The organism is Micromonospora sp. L31 (assembly GCF_052068075.1).
GTDB lineage: Bacteria > Actinomycetota > Actinomycetes > Mycobacteriales > Micromonosporaceae > Micromonospora > Micromonospora purpureochromogenes.
In genome coordinates, this window is record NZ_JBQHDC010000019.1 from 1 (window position 1) to 16,867 (window position 16,867).

The window sequence follows — 16,867 nt, forward strand, 5'->3', positions numbered from 1 at the left end:
CCAGGCCTCCTACCGGATGAGCGTCGACAACCTCGCCGACTGGATCGCCACCCGCGGCTACTCCGCCACCGCCTGACACCAGCACCACCGACAAGGGCCGGCCCCACCCGGGGCCGGCCCTTGTCGTCGTCTCTGGTGGTGGCGGCGGGTCAGCCGTCGCGGCCGGCCGGGACCGGCTCGGCCGGCTCCAACGCGGGCTCCTGGTCCAGGTGCCGGGCCCGGCGCCGCAGCCACCAGGTGCTGCCCAGTCCGGCGAGCACCGCGAGGACCAGGCCCGCCCAGGAGATGTCCTTGAGCCAGTGCTCGGCGGCCCGGCCGACGGTGTAGAGCAGGTACGTCGTGCCGAAGGCCCAGACCAGGCCGCCGGCCGCGTTGGCGACCAGGAACCGGCGGTACGGCACGTGCAACGCGCCCGCGAGGGGCCCGGCCAGGATGCGCAGCAGCGCGACGAACCGGCCGAAGAAGACCGCCCAGACGCCGTGCCGGGCGAAGCTCTGCTCGGCCCGGGCGAGCTGCGCGGGGCCGAGGTGTCGGGGGAAGCGCCGCCCCAACCGGGCCAGCAGCGGACGGCCGCCGCGCCGGCCCACCGCGTACCCGATGGAGTCGCCGACGATGGCGCCGAACGCCGCGGCGCAGGCCACCCACTCCGGCTCGACCACCCCGGCGGCGGCCAGCAGGGCGGAGCTGACCAGCACGATCTCCCCGGGGAGCGGGACACCCATGCTCTCGACACCGATCACCCCGGCGACGATCAGATAGACCGCGACCGGGGGCAGCGCGGAGAGCCAGTGCTGTACGTCGACCACCCGCCACCCCTTCCGATCCGACCCCGAACCCTACCCGCGCCGCCTCGGCCGGGTGGGGTGCTCGGCGGCCCGGCCGTCCCGCTCACCCCCGTCGGAGCGGGACGGCCGGTGCGGACCGGGCGGCGGTCAGCCGGTGATCGGGGCGACGAACTCCAGCCGGTTGCCGTGCGGGTCCTCGGTGTGGAACCGCCGCATCCCGGGCAGCTCGTCGTCACCCCAGGTGACCGGGTGTCCGCTGGCGGCCAGCCGGGCGGCGAGCTCGTCGAGGTCGGGGCGGAGCAGGGCCGGGTGCGCCTTGCGGGCGGGGCGGAAGCCGTCCTCGACGCCCAGGTGCAGCTCCGCGCCGTACCCGGTGAACCAGCAACCACCGCGGGCGGCGAGGGCCGGCGGTTTGGGCTTCTCGACCAGGCCGAGCAGGCCGGCGTAGAAGGCCCGGGAGGCCTCCTCGGAGCCGCGTGGGCAGGCGAGCAGGACGTGATGGATCATGGTGGCACCTCCTCGTCCCGAACCCTGGCACGAGGTTGCGCGGATAGCAAGACGGACGTACGGTTTTGTTGACGACGAGAATCGGCGGTAAGTGTCACCTAACCTGGGCGGCGCTCCGGCCGGTGCGACAGACTGCTCAGGACTACTCACGGTCGCTGGTGTGAAGGAGTACGACGTGGCGAGCCTCGACACCTTCGGTGCGAAGACCCAGCTACGCGTCGGAGACGCGAGCTACGAGATTTTCAGGATTGACAAGGTGCAGGGCCACGACCGGCTGCCCTACAGCTTGAAGATCCTGCTGGAGAACCTGCTGCGGACCGAGGACGGCGCGAACATCACCGCCGACCACATCCGCCAGCTCGGCGGCTGGGACCCGACCGCCGCCCCCAGCGTGGAGATCCAGTTCACCCCGGCGCGGGTGCTCATGCAGGACTTCACCGGCGTGCCCTGCGTCGTGGACCTGGCCACCATGCGGGAGGCCGTCCGCGACCTCGGCGGCGACGCCGCCAAGGTCAACCCGCTCGCCCCGGCCGAGCTGGTCATCGACCACTCCGTCATCGCCGACCTGTTCGGCCGCGAGGACGCCTTCGCGCGCAACGTCGAGCTGGAGTACGAGCGCAACAAGGAGCGCTACCAGTTCCTGCGCTGGGGCCAGACCGCGTTCAACGAGTTCAAGGTCGTCCCGCCGGGCACCGGCATCGTGCACCAGGTCAACATCGAGTACCTGGCCCGCACGGTCATGGAGCGCAACGGCCAGGCGTACCCGGACACCGTGGTCGGCACCGACTCGCACACCACCATGGTCAACGGCCTGGGCGTGCTGGGCTGGGGCGTCGGCGGCATCGAGGCCGAGGCCGCGATGCTCGGCCAGCCGGTCAGCATGCTGATCCCGCGGGTCGTCGGCTTCAAGCTGCACGGCGAGATGCCGGCCGGCACCACCGCCACCGACCTGGTGCTGACCATCACCGAGATGCTGCGCAAGCACGGTGTGGTCGGCAAGTTCGTCGAGTTCTACGGCCCCGGCGTCAGCGCCGTGCCGCTGGCCAACCGGGCCACCATCGGCAACATGTCCCCGGAGTACGGCTCGACCGTGGCGATCTTCCCGATCGACGCCGAGACCGTCCGCTACCTGGAGCTGACCGGCCGCGACCCGCAGCAGGTCGCGCTCGTCGAGGCGTACGCCAAGGAGCAGGGCCTCTGGCACGACCCGGAGCGCGAGCCGGAGTACTCCGAGCGACTGGAGCTGGACCTCTCCACCATCGAGCCGTCGCTGGCCGGGCCGAAGCGCCCGCAGGACCGGGTGCCGCTGGGCAGCGCCAAGACGCTGTTCCGCTCCGCGCTGACCGACTACGTCGCCGACGACTCCGCGGGTGAGCGTGACCTCAAGCCGGGCGTCGCCCGCGAGCAGCTGCCACGCGGCGCCAACGGCCCGGCCGACGAGGCCAGCGCCGAGTCCTTCCCGGCCAGCGACCCGCCGGCCAACGAGTTCAGCGACCCGGCCGACGAGCCGCGCGACCTGGAGACCGCCGCGGCGGGCGCCGGCGGGCGTGCCACCAACCCGGTCCGGGTGACCAGCGCCGACGGCGTCGAGTACGAGCTGGACCACGGCGCCGTGGTGATCGCCGCCATCACCTCCTGCACCAACACCTCCAACCCGCAGGTGATGATCGGCGCGGCGCTGCTCGCCCGCAACGCGGTCGACAAGGGCCTGGCCCGCAAGCCGTGGGTCAAGACCACCCTGGCGCCGGGCTCCAAGGTCGTCATGGACTACTACGACCGCGCCGGCCTCACGCCCTACCTGGACAAGCTCGGCTTCAACCTGGTCGGCTACGGCTGCACCACCTGCATCGGCAACTCCGGCCCGCTGCCGGAGGAGGTCTCCGCCGCGGTCAACGAGGGCGACCTCGCCGTCGTCTCGGTGCTCTCCGGCAACCGGAACTTCGAGGGCCGGATCAACCCGGACGTCAAGATGAACTACCTGGCGTCCCCGCCGCTGGTGGTCGCGTACGCGCTCGCCGGCACGATGGACATCGACCTGGCCAACGAGCCGCTCGGCGAGGACAACGAGGGCAACCCCGTCTTCCTGCGCGACATCTGGCCGAACAGCGCCGAGATCCAGGACGTCATCGCGCAGGCGATCGGCGCCACCGGCTTCAGCGCCGCGTACGCCGACGTCTTCGCCGGCGACGAGCGCTGGCAGTCGCTGCCCACCCCGACCGGCGACACCTTCGCCTGGGCGGACGACTCCACCTACGTCCGCAAGCCCCCGTACTTCGAGGGGATGCAGCGGGAGCCGAAGGCCGTCGTCGACATCGCCGACGCGCGGGTGCTGGCCAAGCTGGGTGACTCGGTGACCACCGACCACATCTCCCCGGCCGGCTCGATCAAGGCCGACTCCCCCGCCGGAAAGTACCTCGCCGAGCACGGCGTGCCGCGCCACGAGTTCAACTCGTACGGCTCGCGCCGGGGCAACCACGAGGTGATGATCCGGGGCACCTTCGCCAACATCCGGCTGCGCAACCAGCTGGTCCCGGGCGTCGAGGGCGGCTTCACGGTCAACCACCTGACCGGCGAGCAGACCTCCATCTACGACGCCTCGATGGCGTACCAGGAGGCGGGCGTCCCGCTGGTCATCCTGGCCGGCAAGGAGTACGGCTCCGGCTCGTCGCGCGACTGGGCGGCCAAGGGCACCATGCTGCTCGGCGTCCGGGCGGTCATCGCCGAGTCGTACGAGCGGATCCACCGCTCCAACCTGATCGGCATGGGCGTGCTGCCGCTGCAGTTCCCGGTGGACACCACCGCGGAGTCGCTCGGCCTCACCGGCACGGAGACCTTCTCCATCAGCGGCGTGACCGCGCTCAACGACGGCGACACCCCGCGCACGGTGAAGGTCACCACGGACACCGGCGTGGAGTTCGACGCCGTGGTCCGGATCGACACCCCGGGCGAGGCGGACTACTACCGGCACGGCGGCATCCTGCAGTACGTGCTGCGCCGGATGATCGCGAGCTGACTTCGTACCGCCGAAGGGCCGCTCCCCGCGGGGAGCGGCCCTTCGGGCATTCTCCGGTCGCCAGGCGGGCCTCACTCCTCCGCTCGCGCCGAGAGCCGGATGGCCGGTCGGCATCGCGTGGGACCGGTCGGCGCGGGCCCAGCAGCCCGGCGCACCCCCTCGACCAGCACGAACAGCTCACGCTTGGTGGTCGCGAGGCCCCGGGAGTCGAGCTGGTAGCCCTCGATCCAGGTCCACCCGTGGGGCGGGTGCCGGTCGCGCATCTCGCGAATCACGCGGACGATGATCGGTGCCACGAACTGCGGAGAGGCGGCCCGGGACAGCAGAACCACGTCGCCGGCACCGAACCTCGCACGCGGCCCGCTGCTCATCGCAACCTCAGCGCGACCGCACGGGCCTCCTCATCGGTGAGGGGCAGGAACCAGAGGAAGCGGCGGACGACGGCGATCGGGTCCAGGCCGCCGGGCCGGCCGCGAAGGTCGCGGATCGCGCGGCGGGTGATCCGGGAGAACTCGGGGATCAGGGTCGCCCGTCGGGACGCGTCCGTCGGAGTCGCGCGCAGCGTCGGACAGGGCCAGTCCCGACCGCAGGCGTCGCACCTCCACCACGGTCCGCCTGCGGTGTGCGCGGCGAGCGGACCACTCCCGGTCCGCCAGCGCGGTCCGGGCACGACGTCCGTCACCCCGCCGGGGCCACGGTACGCAGGGGTGAGCGGCCCGATCGACCCGGGCACGATCGGGCGGGCCGGTGGCGAATCGCTTCTCGGCTTCGGAACCGGCCGCAGCTTGTCCTCAGGCATCGTCTTTGCTCCTCGACATCGGCTAACCCGCAGCTTGCCGAGGGTTGTCGGACAATCACACAGCGTTCGCTAATCTTCTTCGGACGGTTGTTTTGTTCCTGAGAGGACAGGCATGAACCATGCGTTTGTCACCGCGCTGGCCGAGGCGGGCCACACGGCCGAGAGCCTGGCGGGCCGCCTGGGGGTGCACCCGAAGACCGTCGCCCGGTGGGCCAACCCCGGGCACATCCCGCAGAGCCGGCACCGCGCCACGGTCGCGAGCCTCCTCGGACAGCACCCCGACACGCTCTGGCCGGACGCGACTCACCGGCGCGAGCCCGTGTGGTTCCGGCCGTGGGTCGACATCGAGCGTGACGCCGTCGCACTGCGTGCTTTTCAACTCGCCTGGGTGCCGGGGTTGCTTCAGACCGAGGCGTACGCGCGCGCCACGTTCATCGGCCAACCGCTCACGCCGGACGAAGTCGCCAACCTGGTCGCGGCGCGGATGGATCGGCAAGCGATCCTCACTCGTGAACGAGGGCCCTTGTTCGTCGCGGTGCTCGACGAGCAGATCCTCCGGCGCCCGGCCGCCGGGGACCGGCAACTGATGGCCGCGCAACTGTCCCACCTCGTGGCCTGCGCCGAACTGCCCAACGTTCAGCTACACGTGGTTCCGCGCGACACGCCGACGTATCCCGGGTTGGACGGACCCTTCACGCTCGCGGAGCTACCGGACGGGACGCGGGTCGGGCACGTCGACAGTCAGGCGCGTGCGCAGATCATCGAGCAGGCGTCCGAGATTGCTACATTGGAACGACGGTGGGAACGCATCCGGGGTGAGGCTCTTCCCCGCGGGCGCTCCCTGGACCTCCTCAGAGAAGCGGCAGAGGCATGGACCTGAGCGGTGCCCGGTGGCGCAAGAGCACCAAGAGCGGCGGCAACGGCGGCGACTGCGTGGAGGTCGCGGACAACCTCGCGGGCGTCGTGGGCGTACGCGACTCCAAGGACCCGGCCGGTCCGGCTCTCACCTTCGCGCCGGCCGCCTGGCGGCGGTTCGTGGAGACGACCAAGCGCGGCTGATCCGCCGGCTCCCGACGGCCCCCGGCGATCCGCCGGGAGCCGTCGACGCTTTCCGGGCGCGTACGCGGGTCCCCGCCCGCCCGGCCACGCGCTGTGCCGCACGCGGAATGCGGCGTGTCGCCGTATCCGGGTAGCCGGACACCGCGACACGCCGCAAACGGTGTCGATCGCGCGGGTCAGTCCTCCCGGCGGCGGGCCTCCCGGGTCTTCATGGCGTGCTCCATGAGCGTGACCAGCACGTCCCGGCTGGACTCCCGCTGCCGGGCGTCGCAGAGCAGCACCGGCACGCCCGGGTCCAGGTTGAGCGCCGCCTGCACCTCGTGCAGCTGGTAGCGCCGGGCATCCTCGAAGCAGTTCACCGCCACCACGAACGGGGTGCCCCGCTCCTCAAAGTAGTCGATCGAGGGGAAGCAATCGGCCAGCCGGCGGGTGTCCGCCAGCACCACCGCCCCGATCGCGCCCAGGGCCAGCTCGTCCCAGACGAACCAGAACCGGTCCTGGCCGGGGGTGCCGAAGAGGTAGAGCACCAGGTCGTCGCTGATGGTGATCCGGCCGAAGTCCATCGCCACCGTGGTGGTGGTCTTGTCCTCCACGCCGGACAGGTCGTCGACCCCGATACCCGTCTCGGTCAGCACCTCCTCGGTGCGCAGCGGCCTGGTCTCGCTCACCGAGCCGACCATGGTGGTCTTGCCCGCGCCGAAGCCGCCGGCGATCAAGATCTTGATCGCGGTGGGCAGCGGCGGCGCTCCCGCCGGCCGGTCAGAGTGCCCGTAGTCCATTGATCACCGCCTCGAAGACGCTCTCGTCAGGTAGGTTGGCGCTGCCGCGCGGCGGCCGCACCAAAACCAGTTCGCGGGCCATCAGGTCGCCCAGGAGGACCCGGACGGTCCCCACCGGCAGGTCCAGATGGGCGGCGACCTCCGCCACCGACTGGATCCGCTGGCAGAGCGCGACGATCGCCAGGTGTTCCGGGCCCAGCCCGGACTCCGCGCCGGCGTCCGCGCGGGTCGCCGTCACCAGGGAGATGAGGTCGAACGTGCCGGTGACCGGGCGGGCCCGGCCGCGGGTGACCGCGTACGGCCGGACCACCGGCCCGGCGTGGTCGTCCACCCACCTGTCCTCGGAACCGCCCTCGACCCTCATCGCCGCTACTTCCCGCCGGCCGGCTGGTCGAGCCCCCGGGTCGGCGACGCGACGAACTTGCCCACCCGGGTCACCAGCATCGCCATCTCGTAGGCGATCAGGCCGACGTCGGCGTCCTCGGCGGCGAGCACCGCCAGGCAGGCGTTGCGCCCGGCCGCCGTCACGAACAGGAACGACGACTGCATCTCGATGATGGTCTGCTGAACCTGCCCGCCGCCGAACCGCTTGCCCGCGCCCCGGGCCAGGCTCTGGATCCCGGCCGCCATCGCCGCCAGGTGCTCACCGTCGTCCCGGCTCAGCCCCCGCGACGAGGCCATCAGCAGGCCGTCGGAGGAGAGCGCCACGGCGTGTTCGGCCTGCTTCACCCGACCGACCAGATCGTCCAGCAGCCACGTCAGGTCGGCACTCGAAGCCGTCTTCTGCCCCACTCGTCGTCCTCTTCTCCCCCGGCTGGTGTCGCCGTACGTCGGTGTTGCCGTGCCCCGTCGCGCGGTCGCTTCTCCTCGCGCCGCCGTCAGGTCGCCTGACCGTCCCCGTTCTCCTGCCCGTTGCCGGACCGCGCCCCGGTGGCGGCGCCTCCCAGCAGGCGGGCGGCATCGGTCCGGCCACGCCGGGTGCCCGTCTGGTAGGAGCTCATCATCTTGCGCACCTGCTCCGGCAGGCGCGCCGCCTGCTCGTCGGGCTCGTCGTCGGCCGCCGCCTGCTCAGCGCGCAGCTCCGGCACGATGTTGGCCTGCCGTACCCGCACCGGCAGGCCGGAATCCGTCACCCGGCCGTCCGTGCCGGCCGGCGTCCGCTCGTCCGTGCCGGCGGGCGTCCGGTCGTCCGTGCCGGCGGGCGTCCGGTCGTCCGTGCCGGCGGGCGTCCGGTCGTCCGTGCCGGCGGGCGTCCGCTCGTCAGTGCTCGCGTCCGGCACGGCCGCGTCGACCCGGGTCGGGACCGTCGCGGGCCGCTGCGGCGCGGCGGGCCGGGCCACGGTGGTCGGCAGGCCGGTCGGCACGGTGGGACCGGTCAGGGCACCCTGTCCCGCCCCGGTCCGGGACCGGGTGGGCAGCCCCGACGTGGACGGCGACGGCGCGGTCCCGGCCCGGACCGGCAGCGCCGGAGTGTCCACCGGATCGCCGTCCCCGGCGGTGTCGCTGTCGGCCGCCGGGACCCCGGCCGGCGGCGTGCCCTCGCCTGCGGCGATCGGCGGGGCCGACCCGGTGCCGACCGGGAAGCCGCCGGAGGTGTTCGCGTCCTGGCCGCTCTCCACCAGGTCGAGGGGGATCAGCACGATGGCGGTGGTGCCGCCGTACGCGGACTCCTTGAGCTGCACCTTCACCCCGTGCCGCTCGGTCAGCCGGCTGACCACGTAGAGGCCCAGGCGGGCGGCGTTGGCCAGGTTCAGCTCGGAGCGGTCCGCGATGCGGTCGTTGGCGGCGGCCAGGTCCTCCTCGGTCATGCCGAGGCCGCGGTCCTCGATCTCGAGGGCGAAGCCGTTGGCGACCAGCTGGCCCCGCACCTCCACCGAGGTGTGCGGCGGGGAGAAGGAGAGCCCGTTCTCGATCAGCTCGGCCAGCAGGTGGATCACGTCACCGACCGCCCGGCCGGCGAGCGAGACGGGCCCCAGCGGCAGCACGTTGACCCGGGTGTAGTCCTCGACCTCGGCGACCGCGCCGCGCACCACGTCCACCATGGGCACGTTGCGTCGCCAGGCGCGGCCCGGGGTCGAGCCGGAGAGCACGATCAGGTTCTCGGCGTTGCGCCGCATCCGGGTGGCCAGGTGGTCCACCCGGAACAGGTCCTCCAGCTCCTCGGCGTCCTGCTCGCGGCGCTCCATCGCGTCGAGCAGGGTGAGCTGGCGATGGACCAGGGCCTGGGTGCGCCGGGCCAGGCTGAGGAAGACCTCGCGGACGTTGCGGCGCAGCTCGGCCTGCTCGACCGCGGTCCGCACGGCGGTCTCCTGCACCACGTTGAACGCCTTGCCGACCTGGCCGATCTCGTCGTCGCCGAACTCCAGCGGTGGCGCCTCCGTGGCGACGTCGACCTGCTCGCCGTGCCCGAGCCGCTCCACGACGCCGGGCAGCCGCTCGTTGGCCAGCCGGAAGGCGGCCTCGCGCAGCCGTTCGAGCTGACGGACCAGGGCGCGGGCGGTGGTGATCGAGACGATCACCGAGGCGATGACGGCGATCAGGCCGAGGCCGGCGGCGAGCACCATCCGGACGATCACCCAGATCGCCACCGGGGTGGCCCGGTCGACCAGCGCGTCGCCGCTGGCCAGCACCGTGGCCTCCTGCTCCTGCAACGCCGGCGTGATGGCGGCCTGCCAGTCGTCGGCCTCGACGGGCAGTGGCGCGTTGGGGCGGCCGTCCCGGACCAGCCGGTCCTCCATCGACCGCAGCCGGACGAAGGACTGCCCGTCGGTCATCCGCACGTAGCGTTCGCGGTCGGCGTCGGGCAGCTCGGCCAGCGCCTCGCCGGCGAGGAACCGTTGCGCGCCGACCAGGTGGGCGAACTGGGCGTACTCCCGGTCGTTGATCCGGCCGGCGGCGGCCACCCCGGCGAAGAGGGCGTCCTCCTGCGACATCAGCTCCCGCACCCGGACCAGCTGGGTGAGCGTGGCGGTGTCCTTGGCGATCTGCTCGTCGTCCAGTTTGCCCAGGGAGGCGTACACCCGGAACAGCGAGTCGAGCACCCCCGTGTACGAGTCGACGGCGCCGGCCCGGTCGACGGCCCGGGTGGCCACCGCGTCCCGCACCGCGCCCAGGGCGTCCAGCCGGGTGACCACCTCGTCGATCCGCTCCATCAGCTCGTCGCTGGAGGCGAGCCGGGCCCGCGAGCTGCGGGCCGACTCGGCGAAGTCGGCGGCCCGCTCCTCGCTGCGCCGGCGCTGCTCGCGCAGCTGCTCCGCCTGCTCCTGGCTCGGGCGGCCGAGGTAGGCCGCCGACATCCGGCGTTCCCGCTGGAGTTCGGTGAGCAGCGACTCACTCGGCTCGGCGATCTGCGCGTCGAGCGTCTGCACGCCGAGCACGTTGAGACCGTCGCGCAGGGTCACCCAGGCCGCGAAAGCCCAGAGCGCGGCCAGCGAGACCAGCAGGGCCACAACCTTGGTGCGCAGACTTGCACTGCGGGAACCCATCACACCCGTCCCTCGCCGGTCCTGATTCACGTTTCGGATTGGCCGAATAGCGCGACCCCGGCCCCGGCGCACGCTAGCAGTGTCCGGAAGTTCACTCAAGCAGTGCAGACCAGGGGTCTGTCGGGGTATGGGCGCCATCGCGCAGTCGGTCGCCAGCCGCCTTGCGCGCGGCGATCACGGCCGCCCGTACGATCTGTCCAGGATGGTACAGGTCCTTGTCGTGCCACAGTGGAGGGCGTTCGCCTTGATCGTCCATCACGGACAGTCGGCCCGCCGCTGCCGCCACGGCCGCGTCGAGCGAGGGCGAGGGCCGCCCCGCCAGGAGCACGAGCAGGCCGTACGCGGTCTCCTCCGCCGTGCCGGCCCACCGCCCCCAGGAGCCGTCGGGCTGCTGACTGTCGAGCACCCAGCCGACCGCCCGCTCCACCGCCGGCCGGGCCGACGGGCCGCCGTGGTCGCGCAGGGCGAGCACCGCGCAGCAGGTGGCGTAGTAGGGCGAGGCGTGCCAGCGGTCGGACCACCGGCCGTCGGCCTCCTGCCGGTCGAGCAGCCAGCCGGTGAGCCGGCGCACCACTCCCGCCGCCCGGGGGCCACCGTCGCCGAGTTGCCGGCCCAGCGCCTCCAGCACGTGCGCGTTGGTGGTCACCGACGCGCCGTTCTCCCCCTGCCAGGTGCAGAAGTGCTCCCCGGTGTCGTACCCGGCCAAGCACGCCGGGTCGGCCGGCTGGCCCAGCCGCGCCAGCGCGTAGAGGGTGACCGCGGTGGTGTCGGCGTCGGTGGGCAGGCCCGGCCCGGTGGCGGCGCCGTCCGGGCCGAGCGCGGCCCGCAGCTCGGCGAGGATCCCAGCCGGCACCGACAGGGGTACGCCGACCCGGGCCAGGGTGGCGAGCACCCAGGAGCGTTCGAAGACGGTGATCGGGGTGGCGCAGGGCACCGGGCCCCCGTGGCCGGCGATCGCCTGGCGCAGGTAGTCCACGCTGGCCGGTGGGCTCCCGTCGGGGCCGCCGAACCAGGCGGCCGTGGCGGCCGGGGAGGCGCCGACCGCCCCCGACCCGGTGGGGGTCACGGTGGGCAGCCGCCGCGCCGCCGGGCCGAGCACCTCCAACGCGTGCAACAGCTTCGGCGGCATCGGACGGCCGGACCGGGCGAGCCGGCGTACCCGGTCGAGGCGCTGCGAGTCCATGCCGGCCGGCAGCGGTGGCGGGCCGGCGGCGCGCCAGCCGGCGAGCGCCGCCGGCGGCTCGGCCAGCCGGTCGCCGATCCGCTCGACCAGCGCCGGGACGATCAGGTCCGCGGCCGGCAGGTCCGGCACGGGGTACGTCGCCGGGCCGGCCGCCGGGTCGTACAGCAGGCGCAGCGCCCGATCCACGGCGTTGCGCACGCCGTCGTGGGACCAGCCGACGGGGGCGTCCCGCTCCAGCGCGGCGAGCAGCCCCTCGACGGCGCTCAGCGTGGGCACCAGCGCGTAGCCCTCCGGCCCGCCCCAGCCGCCGTCCGGGCGCTGCCCGGCGAGCAGGAAGCGGATCCGCTCGGCGTGCTGCGGCAGCCAGGGCGCCAGGGAGACCAGCCGGCCGGTCTCGTACGGCGACGCGGACGTACGGCCCGCCGGACGGACGGTCAGCCCGGCGACCAGCTCGCCCGCCGCCATCGCGTACCCGGGATCCTCCGGCGGTGCGGCGTCCCGGGCCAGAGCCTCCGTGCTCACGCCACCCCCCAGAAGTCGGTCGACCGGTAGAAGCCGCTGGTGTAGCCGAGCTGCCGGGTGAGGTAGGCCGCCTCCCGGGGGCAGTCGGGGCGCAGTTCGTCGAGGAGTTCGGTGGCCCGCGCGAGAAGGCGGGTCAGTTCCCGCTCGACGACGGCACGGTCCTCGACCAGCAGGATCGCGTTGAGGTCGCCCCAGCGCAGGTCCCGCTCGTAGGTGGCCAGGTCGTTGACCAGCCGCAGGGCGCGTTGCACCGCGTCGCTGGCGGCGACCAGCCGATCGAGCCGGTCGGGTACGTCCGGGTCGCCGGTGGAGATCCAGTGCCCCACGTTCACCACCGTGCAGGCCAGGTTGTCGGCGTTGGCCAGGTAGTCGGCGAGCGACGGCAGCGGCAGCAGGCCGTCGCGGCCGGCCGTCCGCCAGTGCCATTCCCGCCGCATCGCCTCCAGCGTCCGGCGCACCGCCTCCCGCCACGCCCCGCCCAGCGTCGCGAAGGCCGGCGCGGCGGCCAGGTCGGCGCGGAACTCGGCGAGGAACCGGCCCAGCGGGTCGTTCGCCGTCGCGGGTGCCCCGGCGGCGACCGCGAGCTGCCGGCGCACCAGTTGGTCGACTTCGGCGGCCGAGGTGGCCAGGTGGTCCACCTGCCAGTCCAGCGCGAACCCCCAGAGCACCGCCCGGTTGGTCAACCGCAGCTCGGCGGCGTCGCACTCGGGGGCGCTGAACGCGATGGCCAGGGCGACGCTGCTGGCCAGGGCCGCGTCGAAGGGCCCGACGGCGAAGAGGGCCGGGTGGGCGGCCAGGCAGCGTTGCAGGTCCCGCTGGCCGTGCGCGGCGAGGGCGCAGATCCGTCCGTGCTCGGCGGCCTCCCGCAGCTCGTCGACCGCCCGGATGTCAGGTGCCACGGCGGTCAGGCCAGGGCCGGTTGCCGGTGCGGGGTGAGCATCAGCGGCACCGGCCCCCCGGCTCGCAGGGACGCGGCGAGCTGCGGTGCCGGCATCCCGGGCTCGCAGAGCCGGTACCGGAACCGGCTGAACAGGGTCGCCAGGATCAGCGTCGCCTCCAGCTGGAACAGGTACTGCCCGATGCACTGGTGGGCGCCGCCGCCGAACGGGAAGTAGGCGTACCGGTGCGCGCGCCGGGGCGCGTCGGGGGCGAAGCGCTCCGGGTCGAAGACCTCCGGGCGGTCCCAGAACCGGGCCAGCCGCTGGGTGACGTAGGGGCTGAGGGCGATCGTCGCGCCGGCGGAGATCCGGGTGCCGCCGATGACGTCGTCGGCGACCGCCGTCCGCGGGACCAGCCAGCCCGACGGATACGCGCGGAGCAGCTCGTCCAGCACCATCCGGGTGTAGCGCAGCTCGCCGACCTGCTTCCGGGTGACCACGTCGCCGGGGCCGACCACCCGGTCGATCTCCTCGTAGAGCCGGGCGGCGACGTCGGGCACCTGCTCCAGCAGCGGGAAGAGCCAGGTGAGCACGGTGTACGTGGTCTCGGTGGTGGTGGCGAAGGTGGACACCACGTCGTCGCGGACCCGCCGCTCGTCCAGCTTGTTGCCGTCGGCGTCCCTGGCCCGGGCCAGCGCGGCGAGGATGTCGTCGCCGCCCTCGGGGCTGGCGCGCTCGGCGCGGACCAGTGGGAGCAGGATCTCGTCGATGTTCCGCACGGCCCGACGGAAAGCCCGGTCCCCGGGCATCGGCACGGCGTCCGGCAGGAACGGGGCGAGCAGCCGGAACCGCAGCGCGGTCGCGACGGTGTTCTGCTCGACGACCACCCGTCTGGCGTCGGCAGTGTCGATCTTGGCGCCGAAGAAGACCCGGCTGACGGCCGCGCAGATGATCCGGGAGACCTCGGCGGCCGCGTCGACCGGGGTGCCGTCGCGCGCCGGGCCGGCCAGCTCGCCCACGGCGTCGCTGATCGCCCGGCTCATGTCGGCCACGGCGGCGTCGAGCCGCTTGGGGGTGAAGTGCGGCTGGAGCCGCCGCCGGCTCGCCTCCCACTTCGGGCCCTCGGAGAGGATCCCGTCGCCGCCCAGCTTCCGGACCGACCGCCACAGCATGCTGTCGCCGGCCCGGGTGTAGTTCGCGGCGTTGTCGCGCAGCACGTGCTGGACGTGCGCCGGCTCGGTGACCAGGTACGGCCGGATGGTGCCCAGGTTCAGCCGGACGACCTGCCCGGGCGTCGCGTCGGCGAGACCGACCAGGGTGCCCAGCGGGTCGCGGAGCAGCTTGGGCAACGTGTGGCGGAGGGTGGCGACGTGCGGCTTGCGGTGAACCGGGGCGGTCGATTCAGTCATGGCTCACCTGCACGGGTCCTCCTCCGGTGCTGCGCCGCCTCGCGCTGCGTGGTGCCATGGTGATGGCGCGTGACGGTTGCGGTGAGCATGTCACTGATGAAAAGGCTTTTCCAGATTTTGCGTCCGGAGAAATTCTCACAGTCAACGAAAGCCGTCCACTGTGCACGGTCCCAACCGGACGTTAGCCTGACAGATCGCGCAGGTAGCGCCACTCCGCAGCCACCGGCCGGTAACCTAATCCGCGGTTCAGCGTGAGCATCGGCACATTACCGGCGTCGTTGCTGGTGTACGCGTACCGCAGCCCGGCCGCCCGGGCCCGGCTCAGCGAGCGGTGCTTGACCGCGCGGGCCAGCCCCCGGCCCCGGTGCCCGCGCCGGGTGCCGGTCATCCCCGACCGGTAGCGGGTCCGGCCGTCGGTGAGCGCGAAGCCGAACGCGAGCACCTCCCCGTCCCGGACGGCCACCGTGGTCAGGTCCCGGTCCAGCTCGGGGCGCTCCCAGTAGGCGGTCCGCCAGTCGGCGTAGCTGATCTCGTCCATCGTCACCTCGCCCGGCTCGTCCCGGGAGGCGTCGAGGTCGGCCAGGTAGAGCGGGTGCGGGTCGGGCAGCTCGGCCGCGGCGAGCAGCCGCACCCCGGCCGGCAGCGCCGGGGCCGAAGGCAGCTCCACCTCGGCCAGGTCCAGCAGCAGGAACTCGGCCCGCCGTCCGCGCCGGTAGCCGCGCCGCTCGGCGAAGCCGGTGCTGGCCGGGTCGTCGGCCACCTTCGCGTACGCGGCCACCGCCCCCAGCTCGGCGAGCCGCCGCTCGGCGGCGACGAGCAGGGCGGTGCCCGCACCCCCGCCGCGCCACTGCGGATGCACGGAGATGTTGGCGAAGCCCAGCCCCGGATCCGCGCTCTCGTGCAGCAGCCCGGTCCGCGCCTCGCCGACCACTCTCCCGGCGCTCTCGGCGACCAGCACGCCGAACCGCTCGGCGGCCGGCGCGCCGGTGAGGCGCCAACCCAGCCACTCCTCGGTGATCATCTGGTACGGCGCGGCGGCGGCCAGCACCTCGGCGACCGCCGGCACGTCGGCGGGTCGCAGTGGGCGTACGACAGGGGCCATGGTGGCCGAACCTACCCCGACGCGGCGCCGTCCGGGGGGTGCGAATCCGGGCGCGCCGGGGCGCCCTGTGCCAGGCTCAGGGGCATGGACGACACCACCATCCTGAACCGGATCTCCGAACTCGTCGACGAGGAGCACCGGCTGCGCTCCGCGGCGCAGGCCAACGAGTCCGGCACCGACGACGAGGCGCGCGAGCGGCTGCGCGCGTTGGAGGAGTCCCTGGACCAGTGCTGGGACCTGCTGCGCCGCCGCCGGGCGGCCCGGAGCGCGCACGGCGACCCGGACGCCCAGGGTGAGCGGCCGATCCCGGCGGTCGAGCGCTACCTCCAGTAGCGCGGCACGCCGGGCGGCGATGCCCGGCGGGCGAGGCGGGTACGCCCCGGACGGTCCACGGACCGTCCGGGGCGTGCGCGGCTCAGCGGATCCCCGCCTCGCGCAGCAGCAGACCGGTCAGCTCGGCCGGGTCCACCTCGGCCGCCGGCAGCCCCCGCGCGGCGAACCAGGCGCCCACCACCTTCACGTCCCGGGCCAGGAACTCCGGCCCCTGCGGGTTGGCCACCACGTCGACCACCTGCGGCAGGTCGATCATGACGAGGCGCCCCCGGTGCACCAGCAGGTTGTACGGCGACAGGTCGCCGTGGGCGTATCCGGCGCGGGCCAGCACGACCAGCGCGTCCACCATCTGCTCCCACAGCGAGCGCAGCTCGCCCGCCTCGGGGCGCAGCTGGGCCAGCCGGGGCGCCGCCGCTCCCTCGTCGGCGTCGCCGACGAACTCCAGCATCAGCTCGGTGCCGATCAACTGGACCGGGTAGGGCACGGCGATCCGCCCGGAGTCCGCGCCGATCTCCCAGAGCCGGCTGAGGGCGGCGAACTCGGCCGCGGCCCACTGCCCGGCGATCATCTGCCGGCCGAACGCGGTACGCCCGGCCATCGCCCGGTTCTCCCGGGACCGCCGCACCCGGCGCCCCTCCAGGTAGCCGGCATCGCGGTGGAAGAGCCGGTGCTGGGCGTCCCGGTAGCGCTTGACGGCCAGCAGGCAGGACCGGTCGGTGTCCGGCACCGCGCGGCGGACGAGGTGGACGTCCGCCTCCTTGCCGGTCTTGAGCACACCGAGTTCGGTGTCCCGGGCGGCCAGTTCGGTGACCAGCCACTCGGGGTGAGGTTCGGGGCCGTGGACGGCCTCGTCCCAGGAGGACCAGCGGTCCTCGGGCTCGGGCTCGTCGTCGGGCTCGACGAGGGCCGGCTCGACGTGCCGGCCGTGCTTCAGGAAGTGTGGTTCGTCGTCGTCGAAGCGGCTCTTGCCGCGGCCACGGCGCTGCGGCGCCGGGAGGTCGTGTTCGCGCACG

The 16,867-nt window shown here is 73.6% G+C and carries 17 protein-coding genes; 4 read left to right on the forward strand and 13 right to left on the reverse strand.

Features of this window, described 5'->3' with window-relative positions:
• Positions 1 to 149: 149 nt before the first annotated feature.
• Complete coding sequence (locus ACTMS9_RS29565) at positions 150 to 806, reverse strand: DedA family protein (RefSeq protein WP_441149461.1); 657 nt, start codon at positions 804 to 806, stop codon at positions 150 to 152.
• Positions 807 to 932: 126 nt separating this feature from the next.
• The gene (locus ACTMS9_RS29570) at positions 933 to 1,292 is read right to left on the reverse strand and encodes a VOC family protein (RefSeq protein WP_441149462.1); all 360 of its coding nucleotides are present in this window, start codon (positions 1,290 to 1,292) and stop codon (positions 933 to 935) included.
• 160 nt (positions 1,293 to 1,452) lie between these two features.
• Between ACTMS9_RS29570 and ACTMS9_RS29575 the strand changes: the two genes are divergently transcribed.
• Positions 1,453 to 4,305: an aconitate hydratase gene (locus tag ACTMS9_RS29575; RefSeq protein WP_441166549.1), complete on the forward strand. Its 2,853-nt coding sequence runs from the start codon at positions 1,453 to 1,455 to the stop codon at positions 4,303 to 4,305.
• 71 nt (positions 4,306 to 4,376) lie between these two features.
• On the opposite strand, the gene ACTMS9_RS29580 is transcribed toward ACTMS9_RS29575, so the two are convergent.
• Both ACTMS9_RS29580 and ACTMS9_RS29585 read right to left on the reverse strand, forming a co-directional pair.
• The gene (locus tag ACTMS9_RS29580; RefSeq protein ID WP_441149464.1) at positions 4,377 to 4,580 is read right to left on the reverse strand and encodes a hypothetical protein; all 204 of its coding nucleotides are present in this window, start codon (positions 4,578 to 4,580) and stop codon (positions 4,377 to 4,379) included.
• 92 nt (positions 4,581 to 4,672) lie between these two features.
• Positions 4,673 to 5,104, reverse strand: a complete 432-nt coding sequence (locus tag ACTMS9_RS29585) for a hypothetical protein (RefSeq protein WP_441166550.1) — start codon at positions 5,102 to 5,104, stop codon at positions 4,673 to 4,675.
• Between the two features lie 112 nt (positions 5,105 to 5,216).
• Here ACTMS9_RS29585 and ACTMS9_RS29590 point away from each other — a divergent pair, with 112 nt between their 5' ends.
• Both ACTMS9_RS29590 and ACTMS9_RS29595 read left to right on the forward strand, forming a co-directional pair.
• Positions 5,217 to 5,984 (forward strand): DUF5753 domain-containing protein, encoded by a 768-nt coding sequence (locus ACTMS9_RS29590; RefSeq protein ID WP_441166551.1) that lies wholly within the window; start codon positions 5,217 to 5,219, stop codon positions 5,982 to 5,984.
• Positions 5,975 to 6,163 (forward strand): DUF397 domain-containing protein, encoded by a 189-nt coding sequence (locus ACTMS9_RS29595; RefSeq protein ID WP_377608346.1) that lies wholly within the window; start codon positions 5,975 to 5,977, stop codon positions 6,161 to 6,163. The genes ACTMS9_RS29590 and ACTMS9_RS29595 overlap by 10 nt, the downstream gene beginning before the upstream one ends.
• Positions 6,164 to 6,339: 176 nt before the next feature.
• Here the strand turns inward: ACTMS9_RS29595 and ACTMS9_RS29600 are convergent, their stop codons facing one another.
• The 8 genes from ACTMS9_RS29600 to ACTMS9_RS29635 all read right to left on the reverse strand — a co-directional run bounded on the left by ACTMS9_RS29600 (position 6,340) and on the right by ACTMS9_RS29635 (position 15,521).
• Positions 6,340 to 6,942 carry a GTP-binding protein gene (locus ACTMS9_RS29600; RefSeq protein ID WP_346533119.1) on the reverse strand — a complete coding sequence of 201 codons (603 nt, stop codon included), beginning with the start codon at positions 6,940 to 6,942 and terminating at the stop codon, positions 6,340 to 6,342.
• Complete coding sequence (locus ACTMS9_RS29605) at positions 6,923 to 7,306, reverse strand: DUF742 domain-containing protein (RefSeq protein WP_441149467.1); 384 nt, start codon at positions 7,304 to 7,306, stop codon at positions 6,923 to 6,925. Before ACTMS9_RS29605 ends, ACTMS9_RS29600 begins: the two co-directional genes overlap by 20 nt.
• 5 nt (positions 7,307 to 7,311) lie before the next feature.
• Positions 7,312 to 7,734 (reverse strand): roadblock/LC7 domain-containing protein, encoded by a 423-nt coding sequence (locus ACTMS9_RS29610; RefSeq protein ID WP_088961283.1) that lies wholly within the window; start codon positions 7,732 to 7,734, stop codon positions 7,312 to 7,314.
• Between the two features lie 86 nt (positions 7,735 to 7,820).
• Positions 7,821 to 10,427 (reverse strand): nitrate- and nitrite sensing domain-containing protein, encoded by a 2,607-nt coding sequence (locus ACTMS9_RS29615; RefSeq protein ID WP_441166552.1) that lies wholly within the window; start codon positions 10,425 to 10,427, stop codon positions 7,821 to 7,823.
• Positions 10,428 to 10,518: 91 nt separating this feature from the next.
• Entirely contained in the window at positions 10,519 to 12,132 is a 1,614-nt protein-coding gene (locus ACTMS9_RS29620) for a prenyltransferase (RefSeq protein ID WP_441149469.1), read from the reverse strand.
• Entirely contained in the window at positions 12,129 to 13,031 is a 903-nt protein-coding gene (locus tag ACTMS9_RS29625; protein WP_441166553.1) for a terpene synthase family protein, read from the reverse strand. The genes ACTMS9_RS29620 and ACTMS9_RS29625 overlap by 4 nt, the downstream gene beginning before the upstream one ends.
• A gap of 5 nt (positions 13,032 to 13,036) precedes the next feature.
• Complete coding sequence (locus ACTMS9_RS29630; protein WP_441166554.1) at positions 13,037 to 14,419, reverse strand: cytochrome P450; 1,383 nt, start codon at positions 14,417 to 14,419, stop codon at positions 13,037 to 13,039.
• A 181-nt stretch (positions 14,420 to 14,600) separates the two neighbouring features.
• Positions 14,601 to 15,521 carry an N-acetyltransferase family protein gene (locus ACTMS9_RS29635; RefSeq protein WP_441166555.1) on the reverse strand — a complete coding sequence of 307 codons (921 nt, stop codon included), beginning with the start codon at positions 15,519 to 15,521 and terminating at the stop codon, positions 14,601 to 14,603.
• Positions 15,522 to 15,605: 84 nt separating this feature from the next.
• On the opposite strand from ACTMS9_RS29635, the gene ACTMS9_RS29640 reads away from it, so the two are divergent.
• Positions 15,606 to 15,854: a DUF2630 family protein gene (locus ACTMS9_RS29640; RefSeq protein WP_210776296.1), complete on the forward strand. Its 249-nt coding sequence runs from the start codon at positions 15,606 to 15,608 to the stop codon at positions 15,852 to 15,854.
• Positions 15,855 to 15,936: 82 nt separating this feature from the next.
• Here the strand turns inward: ACTMS9_RS29640 and ACTMS9_RS29645 are convergent, their stop codons facing one another.
• Entirely contained in the window at positions 15,937 to 16,866 is a 930-nt protein-coding gene (locus ACTMS9_RS29645; RefSeq protein ID WP_441149473.1) for a serine protein kinase RIO, read from the reverse strand.
• Position 16,867 lies beyond the last annotated feature (1 nt).